Origin of the sequence: Paenibacillus sp. MAEPY2, assembly GCF_000499205.1 — a bacterium.
Taxonomy (GTDB): Bacteria; Bacillota; Bacilli; order Paenibacillales; family Paenibacillaceae; genus Paenibacillus; species Paenibacillus vandeheii.
The window spans coordinates 86437-113037 of record NZ_AWUK01000038.1; the positions used below are offsets into that span (position 1 = coordinate 86437).

Annotated in this window: 23 protein-coding genes and 1 pseudogene; 18 read left to right on the top strand and 6 right to left on the bottom strand. The window is 44.2% G+C overall.

The genetic code is table 11. From position 1 onward, the window contains the following. Window positions 1–49: 49 nt before the first annotated feature. The gene (locus P364_RS0127555; protein WP_024633252.1) at window positions 50–934 is read right to left on the bottom strand and encodes a LysR family transcriptional regulator; all 885 of its coding nucleotides are present in this window, start codon (window positions 932–934) and stop codon (window positions 50–52) included. 161 nt (window positions 935–1095) lie between these two features. Here P364_RS0127555 and P364_RS0127560 point away from each other — a divergent pair, with 161 nt between their 5' ends. Both P364_RS0127560 and P364_RS0127565 read left to right on the top strand, forming a co-directional pair. Then, window positions 1096–1839 (top strand): acetoacetate decarboxylase, encoded by a 744-nt coding sequence (locus P364_RS0127560; protein WP_024633253.1) that lies wholly within the window; start codon window positions 1096–1098, stop codon window positions 1837–1839. A gap of 44 nt (window positions 1840–1883) precedes the next feature. After that, complete coding sequence (locus tag P364_RS0127565) at window positions 1884–2915, top strand: ketopantoate reductase family protein (RefSeq protein ID WP_024633254.1); 1032 nt, start codon at window positions 1884–1886, stop codon at window positions 2913–2915. A gap of 188 nt (window positions 2916–3103) precedes the next feature. Here the strand turns inward: P364_RS0127565 and P364_RS0127570 are convergent, their stop codons facing one another. Continuing rightward, complete coding sequence (locus P364_RS0127570) at window positions 3104–4066, bottom strand: helix-turn-helix transcriptional regulator (RefSeq protein ID WP_024633255.1); 963 nt, start codon at window positions 4064–4066, stop codon at window positions 3104–3106. A 106-nt stretch (window positions 4067–4172) separates the two neighbouring features. Here P364_RS0127570 and P364_RS0127575 point away from each other — a divergent pair, with 106 nt between their 5' ends. The 3 genes from P364_RS0127575 (at window position 4173) to P364_RS0127585 (ending at window position 6444) form a co-directional block, all read left to right on the top strand. Beyond that, window positions 4173–4652, top strand: a complete 480-nt coding sequence (locus P364_RS0127575; RefSeq protein WP_024633256.1) for a GyrI-like domain-containing protein — start codon at window positions 4173–4175, stop codon at window positions 4650–4652. An 18-nt stretch (window positions 4653–4670) separates the two neighbouring features. Next, a complete protein-coding gene (locus P364_RS0127580; protein WP_024633257.1) occupies window positions 4671–5135 on the top strand; it encodes a hypothetical protein in 465 nt (154 codons plus the stop codon). Between the two features lie 235 nt (window positions 5136–5370). Then, complete coding sequence (locus P364_RS0127585; RefSeq protein WP_024633258.1) at window positions 5371–6444, top strand: NAD(P)H-dependent flavin oxidoreductase; 1074 nt, start codon at window positions 5371–5373, stop codon at window positions 6442–6444. Between the two features lie 6 nt (window positions 6445–6450). Here the strand turns inward: P364_RS0127585 and P364_RS0127590 are convergent, their stop codons facing one another. Next, on the bottom strand, window positions 6451–6978 hold the full coding sequence (locus P364_RS0127590; protein ID WP_024633259.1) for a DinB family protein: 528 nt from the start codon (window positions 6976–6978) through the stop codon (window positions 6451–6453). A gap of 143 nt (window positions 6979–7121) precedes the next feature. After that, window positions 7122–9143 carry an ATP-dependent DNA helicase gene (locus P364_RS0127595; RefSeq protein ID WP_024633260.1) on the bottom strand — a complete coding sequence of 674 codons (2022 nt, stop codon included), beginning with the start codon at window positions 9141–9143 and terminating at the stop codon, window positions 7122–7124. A 193-nt stretch (window positions 9144–9336) separates the two neighbouring features. Between P364_RS0127595 and P364_RS0127600 the strand changes: the two genes are divergently transcribed. Together P364_RS0127600 and P364_RS0127605 are read left to right on the top strand one after the other, a co-directional pair. Further along, window positions 9337–11589 (top strand): glycoside hydrolase family 3 N-terminal domain-containing protein, encoded by a 2253-nt coding sequence (locus P364_RS0127600; protein WP_024633261.1) that lies wholly within the window; start codon window positions 9337–9339, stop codon window positions 11587–11589. Between the two features lie 267 nt (window positions 11590–11856). Beyond that, a complete protein-coding gene (locus tag P364_RS0127605) occupies window positions 11857–12999 on the top strand; it encodes a phosphotransferase enzyme family protein (protein WP_236642116.1) in 1143 nt (380 codons plus the stop codon). 78 nt (window positions 13000–13077) lie between these two features. On the opposite strand, the gene P364_RS0127610 is transcribed toward P364_RS0127605, so the two are convergent. Further along, window positions 13078–13932 carry an AraC family transcriptional regulator gene (locus tag P364_RS0127610; RefSeq protein WP_024633263.1) on the bottom strand — a complete coding sequence of 285 codons (855 nt, stop codon included), beginning with the start codon at window positions 13930–13932 and terminating at the stop codon, window positions 13078–13080. 178 nt (window positions 13933–14110) lie between these two features. On the opposite strand from P364_RS0127610, the gene P364_RS0127615 reads away from it, so the two are divergent. Then, window positions 14111–15517: a family 4 glycosyl hydrolase gene (locus P364_RS0127615; protein ID WP_024633264.1), complete on the top strand. Its 1407-nt coding sequence runs from the start codon at window positions 14111–14113 to the stop codon at window positions 15515–15517. A 164-nt stretch (window positions 15518–15681) separates the two neighbouring features. Here the strand turns inward: P364_RS0127615 and pdxR are convergent, their stop codons facing one another. Next, window positions 15682–17160, bottom strand: a complete 1479-nt coding sequence (gene pdxR / locus P364_RS0127620) for a MocR-like pyridoxine biosynthesis transcription factor PdxR (RefSeq protein WP_024633265.1) — start codon at window positions 17158–17160, stop codon at window positions 15682–15684. A 132-nt stretch (window positions 17161–17292) separates the two neighbouring features. On the opposite strand from pdxR, the gene pdxS reads away from it, so the two are divergent. The 10 genes and pseudogenes from pdxS (at window position 17293) to P364_RS0127665 (ending at window position 26594) form a co-directional block, all read left to right on the top strand. Continuing rightward, on the top strand, window positions 17293–18174 hold the full coding sequence (gene pdxS / locus P364_RS0127625) for a pyridoxal 5'-phosphate synthase lyase subunit PdxS (RefSeq protein WP_024633266.1): 882 nt from the start codon (window positions 17293–17295) through the stop codon (window positions 18172–18174). Between the two features lie 284 nt (window positions 18175–18458). Then, a pseudogene (locus tag P364_RS38310) lies at window positions 18459–18671 on the top strand (phage tail protein); the annotation flags it as partial. 33 nt (window positions 18672–18704) lie between these two features. Next, window positions 18705–19100 (top strand): VOC family protein, encoded by a 396-nt coding sequence (locus P364_RS0127630; RefSeq protein ID WP_024633267.1) that lies wholly within the window; start codon window positions 18705–18707, stop codon window positions 19098–19100. Window positions 19101–19358: 258 nt separating this feature from the next. Beyond that, window positions 19359–19688, top strand: a complete 330-nt coding sequence (locus P364_RS0127635) for a PadR family transcriptional regulator (protein WP_024633268.1) — start codon at window positions 19359–19361, stop codon at window positions 19686–19688. Window positions 19689–19702: 14 nt separating this feature from the next. Further along, entirely contained in the window at window positions 19703–20566 is an 864-nt protein-coding gene (locus P364_RS0127640; RefSeq protein WP_024633269.1) for a pentapeptide repeat-containing protein, read from the top strand. 12 nt (window positions 20567–20578) lie between these two features. Then, complete coding sequence (locus tag P364_RS0127645) at window positions 20579–21340, top strand: ABC transporter ATP-binding protein (protein WP_024633270.1); 762 nt, start codon at window positions 20579–20581, stop codon at window positions 21338–21340. Continuing rightward, window positions 21341–22108, top strand: a complete 768-nt coding sequence (locus tag P364_RS0127650) for an ABC transporter permease (protein WP_024633271.1) — start codon at window positions 21341–21343, stop codon at window positions 22106–22108. Between the two features lie 263 nt (window positions 22109–22371). Further along, window positions 22372–23112, top strand: a complete 741-nt coding sequence (locus tag P364_RS0127655; protein ID WP_024633272.1) for a LytR/AlgR family response regulator transcription factor — start codon at window positions 22372–22374, stop codon at window positions 23110–23112. A 1-nt stretch (window position 23113) separates the two neighbouring features. Beyond that, window positions 23114–24412 (top strand): GHKL domain-containing protein, encoded by a 1299-nt coding sequence (locus P364_RS0127660; protein WP_024633273.1) that lies wholly within the window; start codon window positions 23114–23116, stop codon window positions 24410–24412. 130 nt (window positions 24413–24542) lie between these two features. Then, entirely contained in the window at window positions 24543–26594 is a 2052-nt protein-coding gene (locus P364_RS0127665) for a serine hydrolase domain-containing protein (protein WP_024633274.1), read from the top strand. The last annotated feature ends 7 nt before the right edge of the window (window positions 26595–26601 follow it).

Here is a 26601-nt window from a genome sequence, read left to right on the forward strand (position 1 = left end):
CTAATTTCAAGTTGCAAAAAGTCACAGAATGCTCTGAATATGTAGTTTTTCAAACTTTGTACAATGCATAATGATCATTAAAATATGCAATAATAAAGTCACGGAAATTTCTGGCCGAAGAAGACAAATGTCTATCCTTCACCCAAGATAGTCCCACTGGATAGGTAGGATTAATATCCGCGATTCTGACGTAAATCAAATCCAATTTTCTACAGACAGAAATAGGGAGCAATGCGATACCCTGATTAACCTTAATAATTTCCGCAAGTAAATGAGAATCTACCTCGAATATATTCTTAGGAGTGAATCCTGCTTTTTTACAAAGCTCGGTTGTAAAGAAGCTATATTCCTCATTATTAGCAAGGGAAATAAAAGATTCATCGGCCACATTGCTTAGCGAAATTTCAGATTTTGTCGCAAACTTGTGAGTGGATGGTAAAACTAGCACTATATCTTCATTAATAAGGACACAACTTTCAATCTCATCGTCCGCTATAGGTGGACCTGCGATCCCCAAATCAATATCCCCTTTTTTTAAGCTTGCAAGGATGTCATTTCTAGCTCCAAGTCCTTGTTGTATATTGGAATCCGGCCACTGGGTAATGTACCTGCTGATCAATCCAGATAGGAATCTGGGATTTGAAATCGATATTTTGATGGTATGGTCAATTTCCTTATCCTTCGTCTGAATTTCCATTCTTGCATTTTCAATTTCGGTGAAAATCCTGTTGACATGGTTCAAGAGGATTTTTCCGGATGCATTCAATTGTATATTTCTCCCTTTCCGATCAAATAAGGTTGTACCCAACTCATCCTCAAGTCTCTTTATCGTCAGGCTTAAAGAAGGCTGAGCAATATTTAATTGTTCGGCAGCCTTAGAAATATGTTCTGTATAAGCGACGGTCTGAAAGTATTTCAACTGAAGCAGCTCCACTATATCGCACCTCTTATATTTATTATAATAAATGAGTTTATATATTATCATGTATTAGATTAAATGTAAATTGAGATGTACAATGGGTCTTGTAATCATCATTTCGATAGAGAAATCAGACAACAGAATGAAGAAACTAGAGATCGGAAGGTGTCTTTCAGATGAGAAAGGAAGAAGTGGTTAAGCAATTTACAACTCCGCTGGATGCAGGAGCATATCCTTTGGGGCCATATCGTTTTTATAATCGTGAATATCTGAACATTTTATATAGGACTGATCTGGAAAGCATCAGAAAAATCGTTCCGGAACCATTGGAGGTTACCTCTCCGCTTGTAAGGTTTGAGATTATGAAAATGCCAGATGTAACAGGGCTGGGTTCCTATACAGAGTGTGGTCAGGTAATACCTGTTAACTATGAAGGAGAGGAAGGAGATTATCTCCACGCAATGTACGTAGACAGTTTTCCGGCAATCGCATCAGGTAGGGAAATAGGTGCCTATCCTAAAAAAATGGGCAAACCTAGTTTGTATGTAGACTCCGACACTTTGGTTGGACTTATGGATTATGGCTCTTTGAGAGTGGCTACCGCTACCATGGGATACAAGCATTTTCCGCTTGATCATTCGGAGGCGCTACAAGAGATTGTTAAACCAAATTATATGCTGAAAAAGATGCCTAGTTATGACGGATATCCAAGAATCTGTGAATTGGTCCGGAGCCAAATTACGGATATTAAAATAAAGGGTGCCTGGTCAGGCCCTGCAAGACTGGAGCTATTCGCTCATGCACTTGCGCCGATGGCAGATTTGCCTGTACTTGAGGTTGTTTCGGCTTCCCATATCATAACAGAGCTTTCGCTGCCTTCTCCAACAGTTATATATGATTATTTAGCTGATGAAAAATAAACGTCATTAAAAGCAATCAAAAAGAAAAGGTAGGGGAATTCCATATGAGAATTGCAATTTTAGGAGCAGGTTCCTTAGGAACCATCGCTGGTGCATATATTGCTGCCGGCGGAAAAGATGTAGAGTTGATCGATGTCTATCAAGCACATGTTGACGCATTAAACCAGACAGGGGCCCAAATTACTGGAACTACGGATTTTCAAGCAAAGGTGAAGGCCATTACTCCTGACGACATGTCAGGAACATATGATTTAGTCTTGCTTTTAACTAAACAGCTATATAACGAGTCCGTTCTAAAAGACCTGTTGCCGTATTTAGATGACCAAAGTGTTGTGCTTTCCTTGCAAAACGGTATCCCAGAAGAGAAGGTGGCTTCCATTGTTGGCCTAGAACGGGTAATTGCCGGATCTGTTGAATTTGGTGCTACGTTTATTGAACCGGGAGTATCAAGACTTACAACAGAGTTCAATCGCTTTAAACAGTACGCTTTTCAAATTGGCGAATTAAATGGTGAAACAACCGAAAGAATTCAAAAGATCAAATCTATACTTGACCTTGTGGGTGGAACACATATTTCCGATAATCTGGTGGGCACGAAGTGGTCTAAATTGCTTATTAACAATGCATTTAGCGGCTTATCTGCAGCACTAAACGTGGAGTATGGCGTTGTGCTTGATCATGATATTAGTATTGTAAGTGCCGTTCGTATTGCCGATGAAACGATCAAAGTTGGACACGCAAATGGTGTGAAATTTGCCACGATGAGTAGCTTTGATATTGAATCTTTGGAAATACAAAGTGATAAGGATATCCCGAAACGCATTGACACACTTCGGGTTCTCATGGAGTCCTCCCGACTGTTAAAAGCAAGTATGCTACAGGATCTCGAAAAGCAACGGAAGACCGAAATTGATTATATCAATGGAGTAGTTCCACGGTCAGCTTCAGGCAAACAGATCTCAACACCTTATAATGATATGGTAGTAAGATTAGTCAAACAAGCTGAAGAATCTCAAACCGTGCCTGATTTCGAGACTAATATTAAGTTCTTTGAAGAGCTTAACAATAACAGATGATATAAGCGAGTTGAAGATCGCCAGAAAACGTGTTGAGGAGAATAATTCCTCAATGCGTTTTTTTTATCGCTAAACGTTTCCTTAAAGCTTAGTCAATTGGGATAATGTCCCATAGTAGATCCCAGTAGAAACAGCAGATAATAAAAGCACGATTAAGTTCAAAGTTATTTGGTTTAACTATCCACTACTTAAGGGCAAAATAAGCTAAATCTCTCTTGTACACCTGCGAACACTTCTTCAGGCAACTCCTTGACCTTGATATCTCCTCCCAGGAAAAGCAACCAATTAATTATTTCGGTTAATTCTTCTGGATGATGAACATTAATAAACGCCTTTATAACAGCTGTGGTTTGGTAAGGATTCGTATATGAAAGAGTAAACTTTAAAGGGTGGTATTTCTTGAACTGGGCAATCGCCTTTGGACCAAGCTCAAGGACAAGATTGATAACCTCTTCCTGCTTGCTTAGTTGTTCTAAAATCTTTTTCTTACTGACCCTTTTCTTCGGGGGGAATGGTTCTACATGGATGAGATTGTCAACAGATAAAATCCGCCTCTTTTCTGCATCTAAGTCAAAGCCTTCAATGAGCCAAAGACTTTTTTCACGATAAAGGTGCAAGAGATATATGGGATAAGACTTTATTTCCCTGTCTTCTTTGACGGTAACCAATAAATAGCCCTCTATAAGAAGAATCTGAATGAGTTTTTCCAACATTGGATGAGGCAGGTCTGATAGATCAAGCAAGTCGGGATTATGAGGGTTGGTTCCTTCAAATAATAATATTTGATTTAAAAGAACCAGGTCGTCTTGCTGATTTTCGGAGATGAGACCCAGTAATTTTTCTGTTAAAGACTGACGACTCTTCAGATAAGGAAGTTGTTGATTTCTGGTGGCCATAAAGGCAATAAACAGAGCTTTGATCTCATTATCGGTAAAGCGGACCGTGGGAAGGACAGAGTTGTTCATGACAAAATAACCCCCATCCCTCCCAACTTCAGCGACAAGTGGCATGCCCATGGCTTCAATTTCCCTGATATCACGAATTGCGGTCGAACGTGAGATGTTAAATTCCCGCATGATTTCAGAAATGGTAAAGTGAGCGCGGTTGTTGATATACCTCATGATGATATTAATCCGTTCAACTTTTTTCATCGGGCCTCCCTAAACAGTATCATAATTTGACATGATTTAAGGTTATTATAAACCCATCAAGTGAATAGACAAACCACTGATAAATTTAAAGAGGACGGTGTTCATGATGAGTAATTATCAATTTGAAGAAAAAGACAGCTTTATCGTTTTGGGTATTGGAACTGAGCTTAAGAGCCACTACACAGATTTTGCTGGCATTAACAAAGAAAAAGCGGATTTTTGGTCGGCTGTGAAACAAGATGGAAGTCTGGATGCTTTAAAAGCTGTAGCTACAAATGACTACATTTTTGCTGTGAACGAAGCGGTGAATAACAAAATGATGTATTATGCTGGCGTCATGACCGAAGCAACATTGCCAGAAGCAACTAGAGTAATCCAATTCCCTAAGGGTGAATATCTGGTGATTAAGGGGGAAGGGACAACGGCTGAAGAGTTGAGTAATAACCTTACTGGCGTTGCTTTTGGGCAAGTTCTGCCACAAGAAAAGAATTACGCTTATGTAGGTGGGCCAAATACAACGGTTGAGATGGGGCAGCGAAACGGCTTGCTGTTTGGTGAAATGTGGATTCCTGTAGTTAGGAAATAACGAGAAGGAGAGATCGTGATGTCGTATAGCGTTGATTTCAAAAATGTGTCTACGGTTGGTTTAGAGTCTTCACCGGTAGCAGAAGCATTGGCTGGTTTACGTGCAAACGAAGCCCGTTATTTTATGAACAAATATAAGCATGAATTCACGGTTGTACCCGCTAGCGAAAGTCAGGATACTCTTGAATTTGTAAACCGAATATTGAAGGAAGAACGAGATATTGAGTTTGCGGCCAAGCCTTTGGAGACGTCGGCTTTTCAAGTGGAAAACATTCGATTTTCCTACGTCTTTTATGAAGATGGACTTGCTCTCAATGTCATGTATACGGTTGATGACCCGAAGAAGCGGGCTGTTGGTTTTAAGCTTTCTGAGGGGATGGAGATACCAAAAGAATTAGAAGAAAAGTTCAAGTTTGCCAGACAGAAATCGAAGTTAGCTGGAACCATTCGGGGTTCGTTTTTCGTAATAAAGAAAGAGTATTAAAATAAGCAAAAAGCACATGTGGGGGATTTCATCCATTGAAAGTCGCTGTAATAGCGGCTTTTTTTGTTCTATTTGCAGGAGTTCTTGACCCGATGACTGAAAAAGACAAATAGAGTTGGATTACGATCTATCTGAAATGGTGATATGTAGCATCTGATTTACGGATTATACATGATGGGTAAACTCGATGTAAACTGAAGAAGAACCCAATCTAATGAATGAGGAGAACATATCGATGTCTATTCAATTAAACAGCAAGCTCTGTGAAAGCTTCAATATTCGTTATCCCATCGTTCTTGCGGGCATGGCGGGTATCGCCAACATGGCACCCTTAGTCGCTGCGGTTTCCAATGCAGGTGGGTTAGGAACGCTAGGCGCTGCGTATATGAGCCCTGAAGAGCTAAGAGATGCCATACACGAGATTAAAAAACGGACTCAAGCACCGTTTGCCGTAAATATTTTTGCTTATGTTGGACCAGATCAATATACGAATTTTGATGCAGTAAACGAAGAACTGACCTCGATTCGAGAGTCCTTAGGTGTGAAGCAGCGGACTAAAGATGAAATCCATTCACCTAATCATTTTGAGGAACAGTTCGGTATCTTGTTGGACGAAAAAGTTCCGATTATTAGTACAACGTTTGGATTGCTTTCTGAGCATCATATGCAGAGGGCAAAATCGTTAGGGATCAAAATCATGAGTAAGGTCACCACGGTAGAGGAAGCTATTCAAGCGGAGAAGCGCGGATGTGACGTCATTGTTGCACAAGGTAGTGAAGCAGGAGGACATCGAGGAACTTTTGATGTGTCATCTCAGCCGGGCGGAGCGAACATCGGAACCATGGCACTTGTTCCACAAATTGTAGATCAGGTCCATATTCCAGTCGTTGCTGCGGGTGGAATTATGGATGGCCGAGGGCTGGTGGCTTCACTTGCTTTGGGAGCACAAGGTGTACAGATGGGGACCCGTTTCTTGACATCCGCTGAGTCTGGCGCACATGAGGTATATAAACGTGCATTACTTGATAGCACAGAGGAAAGTACCGTAATAACAAATGCATTTTCTGGACGGCCAGCGCGTGGTATAAAGAACGATTTTATACAACATTGGGAAGCATCCCGTACTAAACCGCTACCCTTCCCTACCCAAAATACATTAACTCGAGAGATCAGAAATGCTTCTGCTCACCAAAATAATTCAGAGTATATGGCCCTTTGGGCAGGGCAGGGAACGAGAATGTTAACAGATAACCACTCTGCAGGCGATATCATTAATCAAATTGTAGAAGAGGCCAGAACTATTATTTAGTTGTGATTATAAGTTCACATCCAGCGAATAACGATCGCGAAGTACTGACAGATGGTGGAGCTCATGTCCAACCATAATACAGGCTATCGATCTAGCGGAAGCAGGATTATCACTAACGATCCCTCTGCAGAGCCAAGCTTCCGGCGTGAGGCGACGGAGCATAAGTATGGTTGAGCGGCGTGTAACGGCATATTCTTCGTTCAAATCGGATACTGTATACGCATTGAAGGGATGGCTCTGCATTAGCACGTCCTGATCATAGCCGGGATGATTCGCTTTGTCGCCTCTGGCGATGCGAAGCAATCGACTGCTCATGATGCGTTCGTTATCCAAAAGGTGACCGATGACCTCCTTCACGCTCCATTTGCCTTCGGCGTAACGATGATTTGCTTGCTCCTCTGTCAATGAAGAAAGCAACGTTTGTACGATATTGGCCTGCTGCTCCAAAAGTTCGATGATGTTCCCTTCTGGAACCAGCTGCATGTACCCTTCATAAAAAGCTGCATACTCCTCTGTAGTTGGTCTTTCAATCATGAAAATGCCTCCTTTGAGATTCATATATTTGGATTATATACTAGCTTATATCTTGCGTGCAGCATGAAATTGGCTCCTCCGCTTTATGGACGGAAGGGCCTTTTCATGTGAGTTCACAGTTTTATAATTTGATTGTTCCATTATCAATCCGTACGTCGTATCCCCTTTTTTTGAACAAACTTCTCCAAAACCGAAAAATTCTCTGTTACTTTTTTGAACGGTAATGTTTCCAGCACCTGTTCCCGGTAACTCTTTTTTGCCCCTGCGCTAAGTCGGGAGTCCAGTATGCTGAGTATGCCAAGGTCCGTTTCACTGCGAATCAGACGACCGGTTCCTTGCCGTAACCGGAGCAGCATGTCCGGTACAAACACTTCCATAAACGAATTCTCCGTTACAGATGCCTTATATTCATAAATGGGATCAGAAGGAACAGGGAAGGGCAGACGGAAAATAATGACCTGCGACAGGTCGGGACCCTCGATATTCACGCCTTCCCAGAATACACCGGTACTTAGGAGTACACCTTTGCTTTCCCTAAATTCGGTGATGACACCGTCCTGGGAAGACCCTTCTTTTTGAACATGGACAGCCCAGGTATACTCATTAGTTCTTGAAACCAACTTCTTATGAATGTACTTCATGTCCTCCTTTGCTGAAAAAAGGACGATTGTTCTTCCTTGTGTTAAATTACAGAGTTGAATCAGTTCTTTGTAGGCTGCTTCAAGATAGTTTTCGCGCTGTTCATGGTGGTAATAAGGAACGTTGTTCGAGATGTACATCATGGCATGGTTGGTGTAGTCAAAAGGGGAGGATTTGCGATCCAAAAAATCACCCTTATAACCAAGGGACTGCGTCATATAAGAGTACTGTTCCTCCAGCGTTTCCCCGCCTTGGCACAGTGTTGCCGACGTTAGGATAACAGGCGCCTTGCCATTAAATAAAGCGTACTTCAGAAAGTGGCTTATATCTTTGGGACAAATACTGATCATGGCTGCTCCAAGAGGACTGCTTGCCCATATGAGATAGTTGTCCTCTATTTCCGCCAAAACATTTATGAGGGTAATAAGCCCGTTTATGGCTTCAAAAGCGTCATCAATCTCCCGCTCGTGGCGGGAGGTCAAAATGGAAAGGCGAAGACTGAGATCTTTCAAATCGTTCGAGACCTGGTTTAACGGTATACCGTTGATCTCTGATAATTTTATACGGTCGCTATCCTGTTTGGCATGGTGGAGCAGGTCCGCGTTTATCTGTTTAAAGATAAGCTGGGCGCAGTTTTTTATGAACTTGGATTGTGAAAAGAGACTTTTATCCCCGGACTGCTTCGTGAGAAGCTGCACAGTGGTATCGAGAGTACGGCAGACTCCCCGATAAGTAAACTCGAGCGTTCTGGCATCTCGAACTTTTGCTTCCAGATTATGCGCTTCATCAATAACGATCAGAGCAGGCTGTTCCGAGATGATGCTTCTGGTTCCTTCTTTTTTCTTCATCAAATCTCGTATGAGCAGGTCCTGGTTCACGATAATAAAATCAATCTCGTGAGCCTTTGCGTTCAATTTGGCTCTCATATTGTAAAACAAGCAGCCATTTTTATGATGACAACGTTCATATTGGCAATCATTCACGGATACATTGGACCACTCGGCATCGCGAATTCCACCTTTAATATCCGCTCGTTCATCAATCTCAAAAGCTAAAACGCGCCGGGCAAGGGTAGACAATGAGGAGTTCGGATCATCTGGCCTGAACAATTCCGCCGCCCTGCTTCGGCAGGCATACTGGGCCATGCCTTTTCCCACGACGGAGCGAACCGTTGTGAATCCCAAACGGCTGCCAATGACTCTTAAATCTTTATGTATCTGTTCCGACAGTTGAATGGAGGATGTAGCTATAATGACCGGTTGATGGGACATTTGATTCGTGAGCAGGCTTGGTATCAGGTACCCAAAAGACTTGCCGATTCCGACACCGGCTTCGATCATGGCGTTACGTCCATGGACATAAGCATCGGCTATATCAAGAGACATTTCTTGCTGCCCGATTCGCTCTCTAAGTCCAATTCGTGGAAAGCGGTCATACACCCGAAAGATGGCATCAACCAAAGAACGTTCGAGGTCCTTTTTCGACTCACGCTTCTGTGATGTATAGAGTTCATTCAACCAATTCATGATGATCACCTCACTCCCAAATGTAAAATGAACCTGTATGGATATTTTTAGTGAAACCTTAATTATCTTTGAAGCTGCCATAACAGTCAAGTGTTCATAAGGAGGTAACAGGAAATAAAATGTATATACGCAACAAAATGTATATCGGAAGCGTCTATTTATCTTACATAAAACAGCAGCAGGAGTGAGATAGATGCAACTAAAAATGATGACAATATGTGGTGCCGTTCTGGGTTCTTTGCTCGTATGGGCAGGAAGTGCAGCTGCGGAAGAACGTTTTAATGATCTGGAGCATTCAAAGTGGGCAGAAAACGGAATAGAGTATATGGCCAAACGGGGAACAGTCGCAGGATACGGCAATGGGAAATTTAAGCCCGAAGGTTTGGTAACAAGAGCACAAGCCGTCACTTTTCTGGTACGTGAGCTTTATCCAGAACAGTTAGAGAAACCGGTGGAAGGTACGACATATTCGGATGTTCCAACAACACACCCCTTCTATAGAGAAATAACTATAGCTGCAAAAAACGGGCTGGCTAGCGGGTTGCCAGGTGGCACCTTCCGTCCAGATAAATCGCTTAGTCGCGCTGAGACCGCGGCATTCCTTACTCGCGCGTACTCACTTTCGGAAGGCAAACAATCCGCCCATTGGTCAGATACAGAAAAACATTGGGCGGCAGCACCTATTCTCATCATGAGCTCGAACGGTTTGGTCGGCGGATATTCGGATGGCACCTATCGTCCGAATCAGACGGTCACGCGGGCCGAATATGCCGTATTTATGTCACGAGTGATTCGGTTCGAACGCCAAGCTGCGATACAGTTCCAAGATTGGGATAAGCTAATTTCATATATGACGGTTAGCGAGCAAGTCGGCCAAATGCTCATGCCTGATATTAGGCAATGGAATGGTAAAGCCACCACGACTGTTCATGATGGGCTGAAAGATATCATCCACGATCAAGATTTGGGCGGACTTATTCTTTTTGACAAAAATATTGTAGACACTAGGCAAGTCACGACATTCACGCACGCTCTGCAAACAGAAGCAGGGGACATACCTATGTTTCTTGGCATTGATCAAGAAGGAGGCGTTATTCAGCGAATCCCAGGAGGAACCAATCTGCCGGGTCAAATGGCTCTTGGTGCAACCGGGGACACAACGCTGGCCGAAACGGCTGGAAAACTGACGGGGGAGGAGCTGAAAGCACTTGGACTCAACATTAATTTTGCGCCAGTGCTCGACATTAACAGCAATCCGGACAATCCGATCATCGGTATGCGGTCGTTCGGCTCGAATGCGGATTTGGTAACGCGGATGGGTCTCGCAACCATAAAAGGACTACGACAATCGAACGTAATCGCGGCGGTCAAGCATTTCCCAGGGCATGGGGACACGTTGGTAGACTCCCATCTCGGAATGCCGGTGCTGACACATAACCTTGAGCGGCTGAATTCGGTAGAGTTAAAACCATTTCGGGCTGCGATCGAGAACGGTGTGGAGATGATCATGACCGCGCACATTGCTTTCCCTGCCATAGATAACGAACATGTCATTTCACTTAAAGACGGTAGCGGCGTGGCGATACCTGCTACGTTATCCCATAAAGTATTGAATGGACTGCTTCGTGAAGAGATGGGATATGAAGGTCTCATCATTTCCGATGCGTTCACCATGAAGGCAATTGCGGAGCATTTCGGTGAAAATAAAGCGGTAGAACGTGCAGTCTCGGCAGGTGTGGATATTGTACTTATGCCGCAAGATTCGGCTGCCGCACATCAAACCCTAGTGAATGCCGTGGAGGGTGGGACGATCCCGATCGAAACTGTGCATGCGTCCGTGAAGCGTATTTTGGAGTTGAAATCGAAATATGGTTTATTTAAACGCAGCGAAAGTCTTTCACATAAGTTAGCCAAGCTTAACACAGTCATCGGATCTGAGGAGCATCGCACGGTGGAGACGAACATTGCAGAACGAGCGGTCACATTATTGTCCAGTCGTGACGGCGTGCAACCAGATCAACTTCATCAAGGAGACAGGGTGGTTATTGTCGCAGCTGAGGAAGAACAGGCGAAGCAGCTCGAGAAGCAACTGAAGCAAGCCTCAAATAGCCTGTCGTTAAAGACGGAGATTTCCGTTATCGGACAAGGCAAAACGAATGAGGCGGTTGCGAAGGCGGATTACGTTATCCTGGCCTCCTATCAGTTCCGTAACGTGGCAAGTCAGTTCGGATGGAACGCTTATCAAACTTTGATCGATGCGATGAATAGTCGTAATCAGAGGTACACGCTTTTATCGCTCGGTAACCCGTACGAGATGATTTATTTGCAGGACGTGCACTCTGCACTGGCCGTTTATGGCAAGCAGGAGCCCAATACAACAGCCGGGATTAACGTGCTGGTTGGCAAAAAGGAAGCTGGAGGAATCTTGCCCGTGAAAATGGAGTAAGCAAGGTTAGTAATGATCAAAAAGAAGACGGATTCCAACTTACGGAATTCGTCTTTTTAGTATTTTGATTTTGATCTTGGTTTCATCAGTTGTTGGAATAGAAGGTGTATTATCCAATGGGAAATCGGTTTTGTGATCTCCTCTGGATTAATATGGAATTGTAGGATAAGATATAACCATCTGAACAAAAAGGAGCGAATTTCAATGACTAACAAGGTGATTGTGCTTTAGGTTCACAGAAGGATATTTGCGTAAAAGGGATTCCTTTTGTGGACATTGCAGTGCGGGAAACCGTCCCATCAATGTTTACTGGAGGAGATCATTATTAACTTTAACGAAGCTGTTAACATTAGCAACACGCATGTACTGGAATTGGTATCCGAGCTGTTTCATCTGGAGGGTTACAACATTCAGCTTATTCCGCCTCATGAGGGTGGGCGGAATGTCGTTTACACCTGTGAGCAAGAGGGACGTGAATCCCTAATTCTCCGAATTTCATTCTTGCCTGACAGAAACCGCGAAGATTACATTGCCGAACTGGAATATGTCCGATATCTATACGAGCATGGGGCCAGTGTCTCGAACGTCATCTGTTCGAAAAAGGGGCATCTGCTGGAAGAGATCATTTTTGATGAACATACGTTCTTCATCTGTCTGTTTGTGAAGGCCAAGGGCAAGATGCTAGCAGAGAACAATTATCAGTACAGGGAAGGCGTTCCAATTACCGAGCACTATTATAATTGCGGTAAAGTCCTGGGGAAAATGCATCAAATATCAAAAGGGTATGCTCCCGTCCATCGCCGGCATCATTTTTTTGATAATTACAAGGGTGAATATATCGATAACATGATACCAGAATCATTCTCTCTGCTTAAGGAGAAGATGGTCGAGCTCCTGAAAACCTTAAAAGGTTTGGATACAAATCAGGAAATATTCGGGATGATTCATTTCGATTATAACGATGGGAATTACTCAATCGATTTTGATACCGGTCAAATCACGGTGTATGATTTCGATAATTCATGCTTTGGCTGGTATATGTATGATCTGGCAGATCTATGGACACACGGTGTGGGCTGGATACAATTTGAACCTGACGCCGGTAAACGCAAAGCGTTAATGGATCATTATTTTGAAACCGCCCTCGCGGGTTATACTTCCGAAACCAAGATCGAAGATTCGATGATGGAGAAGCTGCCTTTATTTATTCAAGTGACCCTCTTGGAGAATATCCTAGGACAATTTGAGGAAATGCAGCATACTGGCGAAGAACCGGAGGATGACGACGAACTGTTGTATCTCATTAAATGCCTGGAAGAGGATATACCGTACAAGGGATTTTTCCATGATATTTATTCGAGTGAAGCACCCTTTACGTTAATGAGGAACGCTGAAGAGACATACACCTGAAACGTGAATAACCCATGACTAAACAAATGTGGAGGCAGCCGGCATAGACCGGTTGCCTCCATGTTTGTCTACGACACGCTATTCAAATTTGGAAGGAGGCACGTTGTAAAATTTTTTGAATGCTTTGGAGAAGGTGAAGGGATCGGGATAGCCCAGAAATCCGGCAATCTGCTGGATCGTATATTTTTTCTCATACAGATAGTCACGTGCCCGGTTCATCTTGATTTGATTGATGTACTGTCCCGGCGTAATACCCAGAATTTTCTTGAATAAAGAAATAAAATATTTCTCAGAGACACCTGCAATGGCTGCAAGCTCGTTAACTCGGATGACACGATGCAGATTCGCATCCACGTATGGGAATACGTTCTGCAGAACCTCCAGACTTCCTTCCGTTTTCCTCGGTTTTCGGCCTTTTAGAAATTCACCATTATACAGACCTTGCCCGTGAAGCTCCAAAATTTTTGCAATAACCAGAAGCAGAGAAGCCTTCAAGTAGAGCGGACTTCCGGAAGCGCCGCTGTCCTGCTGCTTGAACCTTCGATAGGACGAGGTGAACAGCGTGGATTCCTCCCGAACCAGGTTGCCTGGTACGATGCCTGGCAGTTGAAATTCGCCTAGAATTCGCTTTTGCTCAACGATGCTGAAATCAAAGTGCATGTATATGAATCGGCACAGCTCTCCGGTTGTGGAAGCAATATAGGGCATGTCCGGATAAAAAAACACGACGTCACCCGGGGCCGCCATATGTTCAATCCCATCGATGGTAATCTTGACGGAGCCTGCTGTAATGAACCACAGATCATAATCGGAATGTGACTTGTGCTCCATCCAATTGCTGTCGTGAGTTTGTTCCAAATAAGAGCTCATGCGAAGTGTGATATACTCCGAAAGTTCGTCGATTATACTCATATTCACGGTCCCAGCATGCATATGATTTCAACTCATTCCTCTCCACTTTGTGACATCCTTCGATTTTACACCAATATAATCAAGAGTTTATCTCTTATTAATGATCGTACCATATGACATGTTTTGAAAACTATCACACATTCCGATCTCAGGCCACTCACCTATAATGAACTTATATCGTTAAGAGGAGGGGTTTGTAATGAATGGTACAAACATACAGCACCCAAAGGTAGTCGTTATTGGAGCGGGCAGCCTGTTTTTCGGTCGCCAATCCATCTGGCAGATGGTTCACTCACCATACTTGAACCAGGGAACTTTGGCTTTAGTGGATACGGACGAAGAGCGGCTCTCGAAAATGGTAGCACTGGCAGAGATGGTCGCGCGGGAGAACAACGTATCCTTAAAGATTGAGGGCTCGGTGGACCGAAGACAAGTGCTTCCGGGAGCTGACTTCGTTGTGCTTAGCTTTGCAGAACAATCAGTCAAATACCGGGGAATGGACTGCCAAGTCTCTCTAAAGTATGGCATTCGCATGTGCTCCGGCGATACAATTGGCCCGGGTGGGATCTTTCGGGCCATGAGAGAGCTCCCGGTTATTATGGAATGTGCCAGAGACATTGAAGAGCTATGCCCTGATGCCTGGGTGATTAATTATATTAACCCGTCTACCGTTCATGGCATCGCGTTACATCGCTATGCACCGAAGCTAAAATCGTTTGCGCTGTGCGATAGTCATCATATGCCGCATAAGAAAGCCTATTACGCTGTACGAGCCGGCATCATTCAAGAGACAGGTGAGTTCACCCATGAGATCGACCGGAAATTTGATTTCCGTATCGCTGGCGTCAATCATTTCACTTGGCTGCTCAAAGCGGATTACGAAGGGGAAAATGTGATGCCCCTAATCGCGGAAGCCATGCGCAAAATGGCTGGTGATGAGAACAACGGCGGTGATCGCGGTGCAAAAGCTATTTTTAACGATGCCATTACCTATGAACTGTATGACATTTTCGGAATCATTCCCACTTGTACGGCGCATACGAAGGAATACGTTCGGTATTGGCAAGGTCTCGGCAAGACTACAGACCCGATCCCGCCACTATCCATCTGGGAGACAGAAGACAGGTACCAGCGTCACGACGAAATGTGGCGTCAAGTGGATGACTTTCTTGACGGAATTGTCCCGATTGCTGATTACATGCGCACCTTTGGCCCGGATCATGCGACTGATATCATAGAGAACATGGTAGGGAATTTGGGGAAGAAGTTTTTCATCAATACGCTGAATCAAGGTGCCGTAACCAATATGAATTCCGATTCGTTCCTGGAGCTGCTGTGCGACGTGGACATGGATGGAGTGAAGCCAATTCATGTAGGCGAGATGCCGCGCGGAATAAGAGGTATGCAAGAACTTGTATTGGATACGCATGAGCTTACGGTCGAAGCTGTTATGGAACAGAGCTACGAGAAGCTGAGAAGGGCGATGCTCACCGATCCGCTTGTGAATTCCATCAGTGACGCGGACAAGATCATTCATGAATTGTTGGAACTGGAGCGTGATATGATTCCAGACGTCTGGTACAAGGACAGACTGCAGTATAGCTAAGGAATAGGTAACGATCCAAAGACCACGTTGTTTCCTTGCCAAAGGGTAACGTGGTCTTTGATTTTATTAAGAAGTCCTTAGTCCACACCTTTGCTGGCAAAATATGCGTTCGGTGTGTACATTAGCTAATGTTCAGTTTAGAGAGACGAGAGAGGCGAGGCGCCTCACAATGGAGCTGTGACAGCATGTTTTAATTTGGATACGCCATCCTGCAACTGAGCTTCTGACAAATGTGCAAATGATAAATATATACCATACTTTGTACCGTCAGGCGTTGAACTGCTGACTTCCGAATATACAACCCCTTCTGATCTGGCTGATGCGCGAAAGACTTCATAAGTGGACGCATCACCTCGCCACCAGCCAAACACGTGAAGACCCGCTTCATTTTCCACCCAATCAAACCATGTCGAGAGCTTTTGGTTCAAAAGTGTGAGTAAAAGATGAAATTTGCGACTGTATAGACGATTCATTCTGCGCAGATGACGCTCATATTGACCGCTTGTCATGAATTCAGCTAATGCCCGTTGCTCGATCAGATTGACAGGTCTTGGCTCGTATAATGCTTGTGCCTTTCTAAAGGTGTCTGCCAAGGTCGGAGGAAGGACCACATAACCAAGTCGCACTTCAAGAGGTAAGGTTTTCGTGAAGCTGCCAAGGTAGATTACACGCCCCCCTTTATCGAGTGTTTTCAGAGGTTCAACATGCATCCCGCGATAACGGAATTCACTATCATAATCATCCTCGACAATCATAGCATCATGACGATGTGCCCAGTCCAGCAAGGTTTGTCTGCGTTCCAGACTAAGCATTTCGCCAGTAGGAAATTGTCTTGAGGGCGTCACAAACAACATACGCGCTTCCCAGTTTTGGGGTACAAGTCCCTGACCATCGAGATTGGCTTCAATCAACTTTGCGCCCGCAGCCGTAATCGCTTGAGAAATCCCGACATAACAAGGACTTTCCGTTACCACATGATCCCCGGGATCTGCAAGTAATTGAGTGAGTAGAGCTATAGCTTGCATAGAGCCTGCAGTCACTGCGATATGACCTGCATCGACTTGAATGCCCCGCATCCTTCGAAGGTAGGCAGCAATCGCTTCTCTCAATTTCGGCTCCCCTGTTGAACTAACAAAAGCAGAGGTTGTATTCATGTGATGCTCACGATGCCGTATCTCAGCATACAGTCGATTGTTCCATTCATCATAAGGGAATTTGGATAAATCAGGCTGATATTTGCTGAAATCTATAACTGCGTCGCTCTCTATTGTGGTATCAATTGTTTGAGCATTTCTTTGAGTCGTCTGCTGTTCAAACTGCTGAATACGATTTCCCCAGGCGGATAAGTGATGGGTACAAGCTTTTTCTGTGGAAGAATCCTTGCTCAAATCCAACTGATAAGCAACAAAGGTTCCTCTTCCATGCTCTGAATGAAGGTAACCTTGAGCAGTCAACGTATCATATACCTGATTCGCTGTTCCTCGGGAAATGTGATACGTCGCAGCTAATTCTCTTGTAGAGGGTAACTTCTCGCCATATGCGAGATTACCTTCATGAATAGCATCACGAATCGCATGATAAAGAGCCTTCATCTTGGTATATGGTCGGTTCAAATATGAACTGTAAGCTACATGAAATTGCATAGGTCCTCCTATGGTCGTTTGAAGTGGTACAATAAAAACCGAAAATATTGGATCTTTTTAGTTGTCCATTCTCATTTTATACTAAATTATAGATTGAAGTGAAACAAAAAAGTAATTAGGAGGAATACAAATATGCAAACAGGTACAGATCGTGTAAAAAGAGGAATGGCTGAGATGCAAAAAGGCGGCGTCATCATGGACGTCATGAATGCAGAACAAGCTAAAATTGCTGAAGCATCAGGAGCAACAGCTGTTATGGCTCTTGAGCGGGTACCCTCTGATATTCGCGCAGCCGGCGGTGTAGCTCGCATGGCAGATCCAACCATCGTTGAAGAGGTTATGAAGGTTGTGTCTATTCCGGTTATGGCCAAGGCTCGTATCGGTCATTACGTAGAAGCCAAAGTGCTTGAATCTCTAGGGGTAGACTATCTTGACGAAAGTGAAGTTCTGACGCCTGCAGACGAAGTGTTCCATATTGATAAGCATGAGTTCACTGTACCATTTGTATGTGGAGCCAAAGATTTGGGAGAGGCTATTCGTCGTATTGGCGAAGGTGCTTCGATGATTCGTACAAAAGGCGAGCCTGGAACGGGCAACATTGTTGAGGCCGTTCGTCATATGCGTCTGATTAACAGCCAAATCCGCAAAGTGCAAAACATGTCTAAGGATGAGCTATACGCTGAAGCCAAAAACCTGGGCGTGGCTTATGAACTACTGCGCGAAGTTCATGAAAATGGAAAGCTTCCTGTCGTTAACTTTGCAGCAGGCGGTGTAGCTACTCCGGCAGACGCAGCACTAATGATGCATTTGGGAGCAGACGGTGTGTTTGTAGGATCCGGTATTTTCAAATCAGATAACCCTGAGAAATTCGCTCGTGCAATCGTTGAAGCTACAACCCATTATACGGATTACAAACTGATTGCCGAAGTATCCAAAAACTTGGGCGCTCCTATGAAAGGGATTGAAATTTCCAAATTAGCTCCAGAAGAGCGTATGTCCAACCGTGGTTGGTAAGAGTGAACAGAACAGCGGTTTTAAAGCAGTGTTATGATTCTGCACAGCGCTGTAAATGAGCATTGAGCTTAAATAGAGTATAAATAGATATTAGACAAAGCCGATCAGTGGAGCAAATTGATCGGCTTTGTTGTTATTTTTGACAATAATGAATTGAAAAGGGAGAGGTTTAAGTTGATATAGCGCATGATGATATTAATCCGTTCAACTTTTTTCATTGGGCCCCCTAAACAGTATCATATTTTGACATGATTTAAGGTTATTATAAACCCATCAAGTGGACAATTAAATTTTCCTATGTCTTTTATGAAAATGGTCTTGATCTCAATGTCATGTATACGGTTGATGACCCGAAGAAGCGGGCCGTTGGTTTTAAGCTTTCTGAGGGGATGGAGGTACCAAAGGAGTTAGAAGGGAAGTTTAAGTTTGCCAGACAGAAATCTAAATTAGCTGGAACCATTCGGGGCTCGTTTTTTGTAATTAAAGGAGCGTATTAAAGTAAACAAAAATGTATGAGAAGGGGTATACCTATGAGGACATTAGGGTCAATGAATGTTGATGTTATAACGTTGTTTGTGGAGGACTTGCCTAAGGTGAGGGCATTCTATCAAGACGTATTCGGAATGTCCGCTGTATATGAAGACAATGTTTCTGCCGTATACAACTTCGGAAATATGAGTATTAATCTCCTGAATATCTCCGAAGCACACGGTCTGATCCATCCTGGAACAGTCGCAAGTCGAGAATCCGGATCTCGTTTCCAGTTTACCATCCGAGTGGAAGATGTGGATGCAGTGTGTAACGAATTGAAATCACATGGCGTTGCTCTGCTTAACGGTCCGGTGGATCGGCCTTGGGGAGTACGTACGGCCGCCTTCACAGATCCGGCAGGACATGTCTGGGAGATTGCGCAGCAATTAACATAGAGATAATGTATGGACATTAACTTATATTCATAGCTGATCAGATGATGTGTCTAATGTTGATCAACACGAGATAAGTCGACAAGAGTATACACTCAAAAAAGCCGCATTGTTGCGGCTTTTTTTGAGTTTTAACGCTATATGTCCTTGTCCAAACCGTACAGACAAACACAGAAGTGCATTCATCAGAGTAGTGTAATTAAAACACTACCTTGACAGACACAGTAGTGTATCGTATGATGCAGATGTGGAGGTGCTTACATGAGCGATAACAAAATCACATCCGACTTGCTGCGCGGCCATACCGACACAATGATTTTACGACTTTTATCCGAAGCTGACCGGTACGGCTATGAAATTGTCAAGCTGATTGGCCAGCGCTCGGGTGGAGAGTATGAATTAAAAGAAGCCACGATGTACTCCAGCGTACGTCGGCTTGAGGCCGACGGTGATATCGAGTGGTATTGGGGCGATGAATCTCAGGGCGGACGGCGTAAATATTTTAGGATTACCGAAAAGGGCAAAATGACTTATGCCCGCAACAAAAGCAACTGGGAGTATGCAAAGCGTGTGCTTGAAAATTTATTATAAGGAGAGTTGATGTGATGAATGACAAATTGAACAACTATTTGAACGGCGTGTTCGCGCCGTACGATGGGGTAAAAAGTGTCACCGAATTAAAGGCTGACCTGCTTTCCGATCTGCAGGAGCGGTTCCATGAACTTAAAGCCGAGGGCAAGGACGATGAAACCGCGTTTGAGATGACCATTGAAAGCATCGGCGACATTGAGCAAACGGTACAAGAGGTGGCTAACCTTTCCCGATCGCTGGAACGACAGGTGGTAACCAATTTAAGCGCGAGCAACCTGGTGAAGAGTGACTTTGCGGGCGTCATCGCGCATAAAGGGAAATTTGAAGCGAGTGCGTTACAGGGCTCTGACTTTACGGGTGCTGACTTGACTGGTAGCACATTTGCGAGCAGTGATGTCCGTGAAGCTATTTTTGACCAGGCCAATCTGACGGATTGCAACTTTTCCACCCTTGACCTATCGCATGCGAGCTTCCATAAGTCCATACTTGTACGAACTAATATCAGCAAATCGGGGCTAGACGGAGCAAAATTCAAAGATGTAAAACTGACTGACGTTAAACTGACCATGAACGACCTCAGAAAAACCATCTTTGAAAACTGTATCTTTGATGGCGTGGAGTTCAAATCTTCCGATCTGGGAGGGGTGTGTTTTGACGGGCAAACCTTCATCGGCGTCAAGTTTGACAAATCGGCGCTAAACAACGTTACGTTTAAGGACGCGACCCTCAAAAATGTGTCTTTCCCTGTGTCCGTCCTCTCCAAGAAGTATTACCGTGCCATCAAAACCATCAGCTTTGATGGCGCAATGATGGATAAACTGACCTATGCCGCTCTTAAAGGCATGAATGCCGATTTGTCAAAGGTAACCGTTATTTAAGGAGGGGAAAATATGCAAATCAAGTCGATTCAAGTGAGTGGGCTGCAAAAGTCCTACAAGCAGCTGCAAGTCCTAAAGGGCGTAGACTTCGAGGTGGATAAGGGAAGTATTTTTGCCCTGCTCGGCTCCAACGGGGCGGGCAAGACAACGGTTGTCAAAATTCTCACCACGCTGCTCAAACCAGACAGCGGAACTGTCACCGTAAACGGATTCGACGTTGCATCCAAGCCCGACAATGTGCGACAGGAGATCAGTCTGACCGGGCAATTTGCCGCCGTGGATGAAATGCTGACCGGACGGGAAAATCTGATCATGATTGCCAAGCTGCGTTACCTCAAAAATCCGCGTCAGGTTGCAGACGATATGCTTACTCGTTTTGGTCTGACTGAGGCTGCCGACCGTAGGGCGTCTACGTATTCAGGGGGTATGCGCCGCAGGCTCGACATCGCCTTGAGTCTCGTGGGAAAACCACAGATCGTTTTCCTCGACGAGCCGACCACTGGGCTTGACCCCGAGTCGCGCATCGAGGTTTGGAAGATTGTCCGGGAGCTTGCCGCTGGAGGTACGACGATATTTCTCACTACACAGTATTTGGAGGAGGCTGAGCAGCTTGCCGACCGAATTGCCATTCTGCACGAAGGCAGGATTATTGCGAGTGGCACGCTCTCGGAGCTGAAAAAGCTGTTCCCACAAGCCAAGGTGGAGTATGTTGAAAAGCAGCCGTCATTAGAGGAGATATTCCTCGCAATCGTCGGTAAGAAGGAGGCCATGTAAATGGAAGCCGTAAAGAAACACTTTTTTAGCGATATGGGTGTTATGCTCGGGCGCTCCATGCGCCATATTACCCGCAGTATGGACACCATCGTCACCGTCACCGTCATGCCGATCGCAATGATGTTGCTGTTCGTCTATGTGTTAGGCGGCGCCATTCAAGCCGGAACGGATAACTATGTGAATTACCTGTTGCCCGGCATACTACTGATTGCGATTGCCAGCGGAGTATCCTACACGGCTTTCCGTCTGTTCACCGATGTGCAGCGGGGCATAATGGAGCGGTTTCACACCATGCCGATTTCACGTTCCGCCGTTCTGTGGGGACATGTGCTAACCTCGCTGGTATCCAACGCCATTTCGGTCATTGTCATCATTCTCGTAGCGCTTGTTATGGGCTTTCGTTCATCGGCAGGGATTCTGCCATGGCTTGCGGTAGCCGGCATACTCTTGCTGTTTACGCTGGCATTGACTTGGGTCGCAGCAATTGCAGGTCTGTCCGCTAAAACGGTGGATGGCGCAAGCGCCTTTTCCTACCCGATTATCTTCCTGCCATTTATCAGCTCGGCGTTTGTGCCGACCGAGTCGATGCCATCGGTTGTTCGCGCCTTTGCCGAAAACCAGCCGGTGACAGCGATCGTGGAAGCCATTCGAGCGCTACTGTCAGATCAGCCGGTTGGCAATGATATATGGATCGCTCTTGCGTGGTGTATTGGGATTTTGCTCGTAGCGTACTTTTTTGCAATGAGGGCGTACAAAAAGGGGAAATGAACCAGCTAGGGAAGCATTTAAAAGAAAATGCCAAGCCGGGAGACATACTCGCAGGCTCGTGCTAAGGGGCAAAGAAACACTATCCCATTAAAAGTCGCTATTTTAGCGGCCTTTTTGTTTTATTGGGATACGTTTTTAAGGGTCCAGCATTTTAGGGTCAAAATAATGCATTTCATCCCATATTCGCTCCGAAACCTATGATAAAATAGTATATTCGAGAGTGAAATTCAGAGTCGATGTCAAAGAAGGGCGGATGTTCCCACATGTTCAATGTTGCAATCTGTGATGACGAGGAGAAACAAAGAGAACTTGTAAAAATGATGCTGATCTCCTTATCCCTAAAAACGAATATTGATTTCCAAATTACATTATTTGCATCCGGTGAGCAGCTCGTCTCTCATTATAAAAACGTGGGGGACACGTTTCATGTCCTGATCTTGGATGTAGAGATGAGTGGAATGAATGGGATCCAGACAGCCAAAGAAATTAGAAATATGAAGTATCTGGATGTGCAGATCATGTTTCTAACGAGCTATCCGGAGTATATGGTGGAGAGCTTTGATGTAGTAACTTTTCAGTATCTAATCAAACCAATCCTGCCGGATATCTTCGAGGAAAAAATGATTAAGCTGTGCCAATATTTTAAAGCGCTGGACAAAAAGTATGTACTGATTAAGTCAGATTATGAAGAACTTCTATTGAAATACGATGATATTCTCTGGATTGAGGTCATGAAAAGTTTGACGATCAAGAACAAATTAAAATTTGTGACTCAGGAGAATTCGCATGAGAGCAAAGGCATCCTTTCCAGTTATGCCACCGCCTTGAAAGACCATGGTTTCCTGCAGATTCATCGTTCAATTATCATCAACCTGTTGCATGTTCAGAAGTTTGCGGGTACCCAGGTCGTCATGTTAAATGGTACGGAATTGCCCATAGGCCGCTCCAAAGTCAAGGAAGTCAAAGATGCATATACTAAATTTATGATTATGAGGATTCAATGATATGGATACTTATATGATCTTGTCCGTCATCGGGATTCCCTTACTTATGGCATTCCAGGTGAGTTTTTATTTCGATTCAGTGCTAGGCAAGCCTAAACGAAAACCATATAGAGCAATCTACTTCATTGTATTTGTCGTGCTGGGTTATTTCTATTTGGCATCTTCATTTTCACCCGTCGTTTCGTCCGCTTTTGCATTGTTATTCATCTTCAGCCTGGCACAATCCTATGAGGTGGAATTCATAATAAAACTTGTTTTTACTATCCTCTATGCAGTACTGCTCACAACGGTAAATTACATTGCCGTATATATTATGAGTGCGATCGACTCCACGGATTATAGCATATGGGATCATTTCGACGTGGAATATCATTGGGTGTTCTCCAAAGTGATGCTGCTTGGTTGCAGTATCATGTTCATTGTTATCCAGATTGTTCGTTTGATTGCCAAACGGAGAAGTTTCGCTATGCATTATCGTTATTATTTCTTGTTTCTGATCGTACCCACCATTACGATCTATCAGATCAATGTGGCCTCGACTTATAGTGAAAAAAACATATATTACGTCGTCTCCGTACTGGGCTCCCTTTTTCTCAATGTGTTCATTGTTTATGTATTCGATAATATGGTAGAAAAGGTTCAGCTCGCGAATGAAAATGCCCAGTTGCAGCGTCAGATGGATTATCAGGATGCCAATTATGAGAAGACGGTGCACAGTTTCAAAAATGTGAAAAGCATTATTCACGATATCAATCAGCAGTTCCTATACATTGATGAATGCATTAAGCAAAACAAGCTGGATTCGGCAGGAGATCATATTAAACTCACATTGAATAAGATTGAAGGAGCATACCAGCGGGTGAACTCTGGCAATCTCGTCATCGATGCTCTTGTTACGAATACCATTGCTCTAGGGCAGGCAAACGGGATCAAAATTGATACCCGAATTCAGCTCCATTCACAACATGTCCTCATTGATCGATATGACCTGTGCGTTGTACTCGGTAACATGCTGGATAATGCCATCGAAGCTTCCAAGAAAGTAAGACATGCCGAAGACAGATATATCCTGATCGCGATTCATTCTACAGCGTCAGCACTTGTCATCCAGATTCTGAATCATGTGGAGCAAAAACTGGCTCACTTAAAGACGGAGAAGCCCAATCCGGAGTATCATGGGATCGGTCTGACCAATATATCGAGAATGTGCGAAAAGTATGGTGGACATATGAGTATTGAGAACCATCATCGAACATTCAATAACATGGTCGTGCTTCCTTTTGACATGAACAATCCCTGAACATACCGTTCGGGGATTGTTTTTTTCCATTCAGGGACTTTTATCGTTCCATTTATTTCTTCTCCGATATGATGAATGCAATCAGATGAATGCAATCAGATGAGCAGCATCATAAGGAGGAAGTTATTAGATGAAAAAACTGATCAGTATGTTATGCACGGCTGTGCTTGTGGTCACACCGATGACACATGCCATGGCAGAGTCGAACAAGGGCTCAACAATTGAAGTTCAGGCCAACAAGATCGCCACAGAGATGGTGCAGAATTATGGTGTCACAGGGTTGCAATATGCCATCAGGGATGAAGGGAAGATCATTTTGTCGGACAGTGTTGGATTTCACGACAAGGCATCCCAAAAACCAGTCGACAAGGACACGATGTTTGGCATAGGCTCGGTTAGCAAAATGGTTGTTACGGCTGCGACGATGATGCTGGTCGATTCCGGTAAAATAGATCTGGATCAGCCTCTTACTTCGTATATCAAAGACTTTGAAATGGCGGATGCCCGATATACTCAAATTACGCCGCGCATGCTGATGAACCATTCATCAGGGCTCTACGGCACACATTATGGGAACAGCATGTTGTTTAACGATAATGATACCCGCAATCATAATGAATTGTTACTCAAACTAAAGTCAGAAAAGCTTAAATCTAAACCGGGAGCCTATTCTGTTTATTGCAATGATGGTTTCCAGTTGCTTGAGATATTGGTTGAACGGGTGAGTGGATTAAGCTACAGCGAATATATTGCCAAGTTCATCAGCAATCCGTTACAGCTGGAAGCAACCAAGACCCCTCTTGATTCTTTTGATAGAGACCGATTATCAGAAACATATTGGCCTACGATTGAAACAAAACTCCCTATCGAAAATGCCAATATTATCGGTACAGGTGGTATCTATTCGACTGCAGAAGAATTGAGCCAATTCGCTGAAGTGTTGATGGGGAACAGACCCGACATTCTGTCCAAATCTTCGGCAGAGTCCATGCAAAATCATGAATATCGTCATGGAATCTGGGTGTCTGAAGAAAGAAATACCTTAAACTACGGTCTGGGTTGGGATGCTGTTGCACTTGCACCGTTCAGCGATTACGGCGTTACTGCACTTTCCAAAGGTGGAGACACCATGTTGTATCATGCCTCGTTAATCACTATACCTGAACATGATATATCGATGGCCGTTCTTTCTTCTGGCGGATCTTCTACGTATAACCAGATGTTTGCCAGCAAAGTTTTGTTGGAGGTTCTGGAGGATCAGGGTATCATCGAGAAAATCAAGCCCGATCAAACGTTCTCAGCACCCGTCAAAGTGAAGATGCCGACCGAGTTGACTGCGTATTCCGGTCTTTATGGCACGGTAGGTACAACGCTGAATATAGACATTAAAAATAGCGAGTTCAAACTGCCGGCTTTGCAGGGAGGACTTATCCCGGAGCAGGGCTACGTGTACACAGGTGAAGGGAAATTTACGAGTCCCGATGGAAGTGTGGAGGTCCGTTTTGAGAAAGAACGTAACGACAAGGTGTATGTTAAAGTACAGTCAAATATAACGTTCCCTGGTTTAGGCCAAACGGAGATGAACACCTATAATTATCAAAAACTGGAACAAAATCCATTGGAAGCAATAACGAAAGCGAAATGGGAAGCACGCAACGGCTCGAAATATTACGCGCTGGATGAAAAAATAACGTCGATCTTCTATCTGCTTCCTTCGATGCTGATCAAGAACCTGTCCGTCGATACGGAGAATGGATACACGAATGGCACAAAAGTCATTGATCCGAACAACGCAAAGAATGTGGTTGAGATTCCTGTTATGAATGGAAGAGATGCATTCGACTTGCAACTCTACACAAAGAATGGAGCTGAAGTTTTGATTCAGGATGGACAGGAGTACATCGCTGAGGATGCCATAACACCGATCTTTGCCGGCAAAACAGGAGTTACCACCATTCCGTCAAACGGGCAAGCCCGGTGGTATGCTATCGACTCCCGTTCAGCGAACAAATCGTTAACCGTTGATTCTCCGGAGAGCGGAGGGTATGCCGTGTATAACGATAAAGGTGAAGTGGTTCACTTTTCCGTAGCGACCAATCAACAATCGACGCAGCTTCCAAAAGGTGGTTTTATCGTTTTTGGTGGTGAAGTCGGAGATGTCTTCAAGATCCAACTAAAGTAAATGGTTT

Coding starts and splice junctions, on each gene's coding strand:
- P364_RS0127565 (WP_024633254.1), top strand. CDS start 1,884: ATGAGAATTGCAATTTTAGGAGCAGGTTCCTTAGGAACCATCGCTGGT.
- P364_RS0127635 (WP_024633268.1), top strand. CDS start 19,359: ATGAGCGATAACAAAATCACATCCGACTTGCTGCGCGGCCATACCGAC.
- P364_RS0127600 (WP_024633261.1), top strand. CDS start 9,337: ATGCAACTAAAAATGATGACAATATGTGGTGCCGTTCTGGGTTCTTTG.
- P364_RS0127595 (WP_024633260.1), bottom strand. CDS start 9,143: ATGAATTGGTTGAATGAACTCTATACATCACAGAAGCGTGAGTCGAAA.
- P364_RS0127645 (WP_024633270.1), top strand. CDS start 20,579: ATGCAAATCAAGTCGATTCAAGTGAGTGGGCTGCAAAAGTCCTACAAG.
- P364_RS0127615 (WP_024633264.1), top strand. CDS start 14,111: ATGAATGGTACAAACATACAGCACCCAAAGGTAGTCGTTATTGGAGCG.
- P364_RS0127585 (WP_024633258.1), top strand. CDS start 5,371: ATGTCTATTCAATTAAACAGCAAGCTCTGTGAAAGCTTCAATATTCGT.
- P364_RS0127560 (WP_024633253.1), top strand. CDS start 1,096: ATGAGAAAGGAAGAAGTGGTTAAGCAATTTACAACTCCGCTGGATGCA.
- P364_RS0127640 (WP_024633269.1), top strand. CDS start 19,703: ATGAATGACAAATTGAACAACTATTTGAACGGCGTGTTCGCGCCGTAC.
- P364_RS0127630 (WP_024633267.1), top strand. CDS start 18,705: ATGAGGACATTAGGGTCAATGAATGTTGATGTTATAACGTTGTTTGTG.
- P364_RS0127660 (WP_024633273.1), top strand. CDS start 23,114: ATGGATACTTATATGATCTTGTCCGTCATCGGGATTCCCTTACTTATG.
- P364_RS0127650 (WP_024633271.1), top strand. CDS start 21,341: ATGGAAGCCGTAAAGAAACACTTTTTTAGCGATATGGGTGTTATGCTC.
- P364_RS0127655 (WP_024633272.1), top strand. CDS start 22,372: ATGTTCAATGTTGCAATCTGTGATGACGAGGAGAAACAAAGAGAACTT.
- P364_RS0127665 (WP_024633274.1), top strand. CDS start 24,543: ATGAAAAAACTGATCAGTATGTTATGCACGGCTGTGCTTGTGGTCACA.
- P364_RS0127570 (WP_024633255.1), bottom strand. CDS start 4,066: ATGAAAAAAGTTGAACGGATTAATATCATCATGAGGTATATCAACAAC.
- pdxS (WP_024633266.1), top strand. CDS start 17,293: ATGCAAACAGGTACAGATCGTGTAAAAAGAGGAATGGCTGAGATGCAA.
- pdxR (WP_024633265.1), bottom strand. CDS start 17,160: ATGCAATTTCATGTAGCTTACAGTTCATATTTGAACCGACCATATACC.
- P364_RS0127590 (WP_024633259.1), bottom strand. CDS start 6,978: ATGATTGAAAGACCAACTACAGAGGAGTATGCAGCTTTTTATGAAGGG.
- P364_RS0127580 (WP_024633257.1), top strand. CDS start 4,671: ATGTCGTATAGCGTTGATTTCAAAAATGTGTCTACGGTTGGTTTAGAG.
- P364_RS0127610 (WP_024633263.1), bottom strand. CDS start 13,932: ATGCATGCTGGGACCGTGAATATGAGTATAATCGACGAACTTTCGGAG.
- P364_RS0127575 (WP_024633256.1), top strand. CDS start 4,173: ATGAGTAATTATCAATTTGAAGAAAAAGACAGCTTTATCGTTTTGGGT.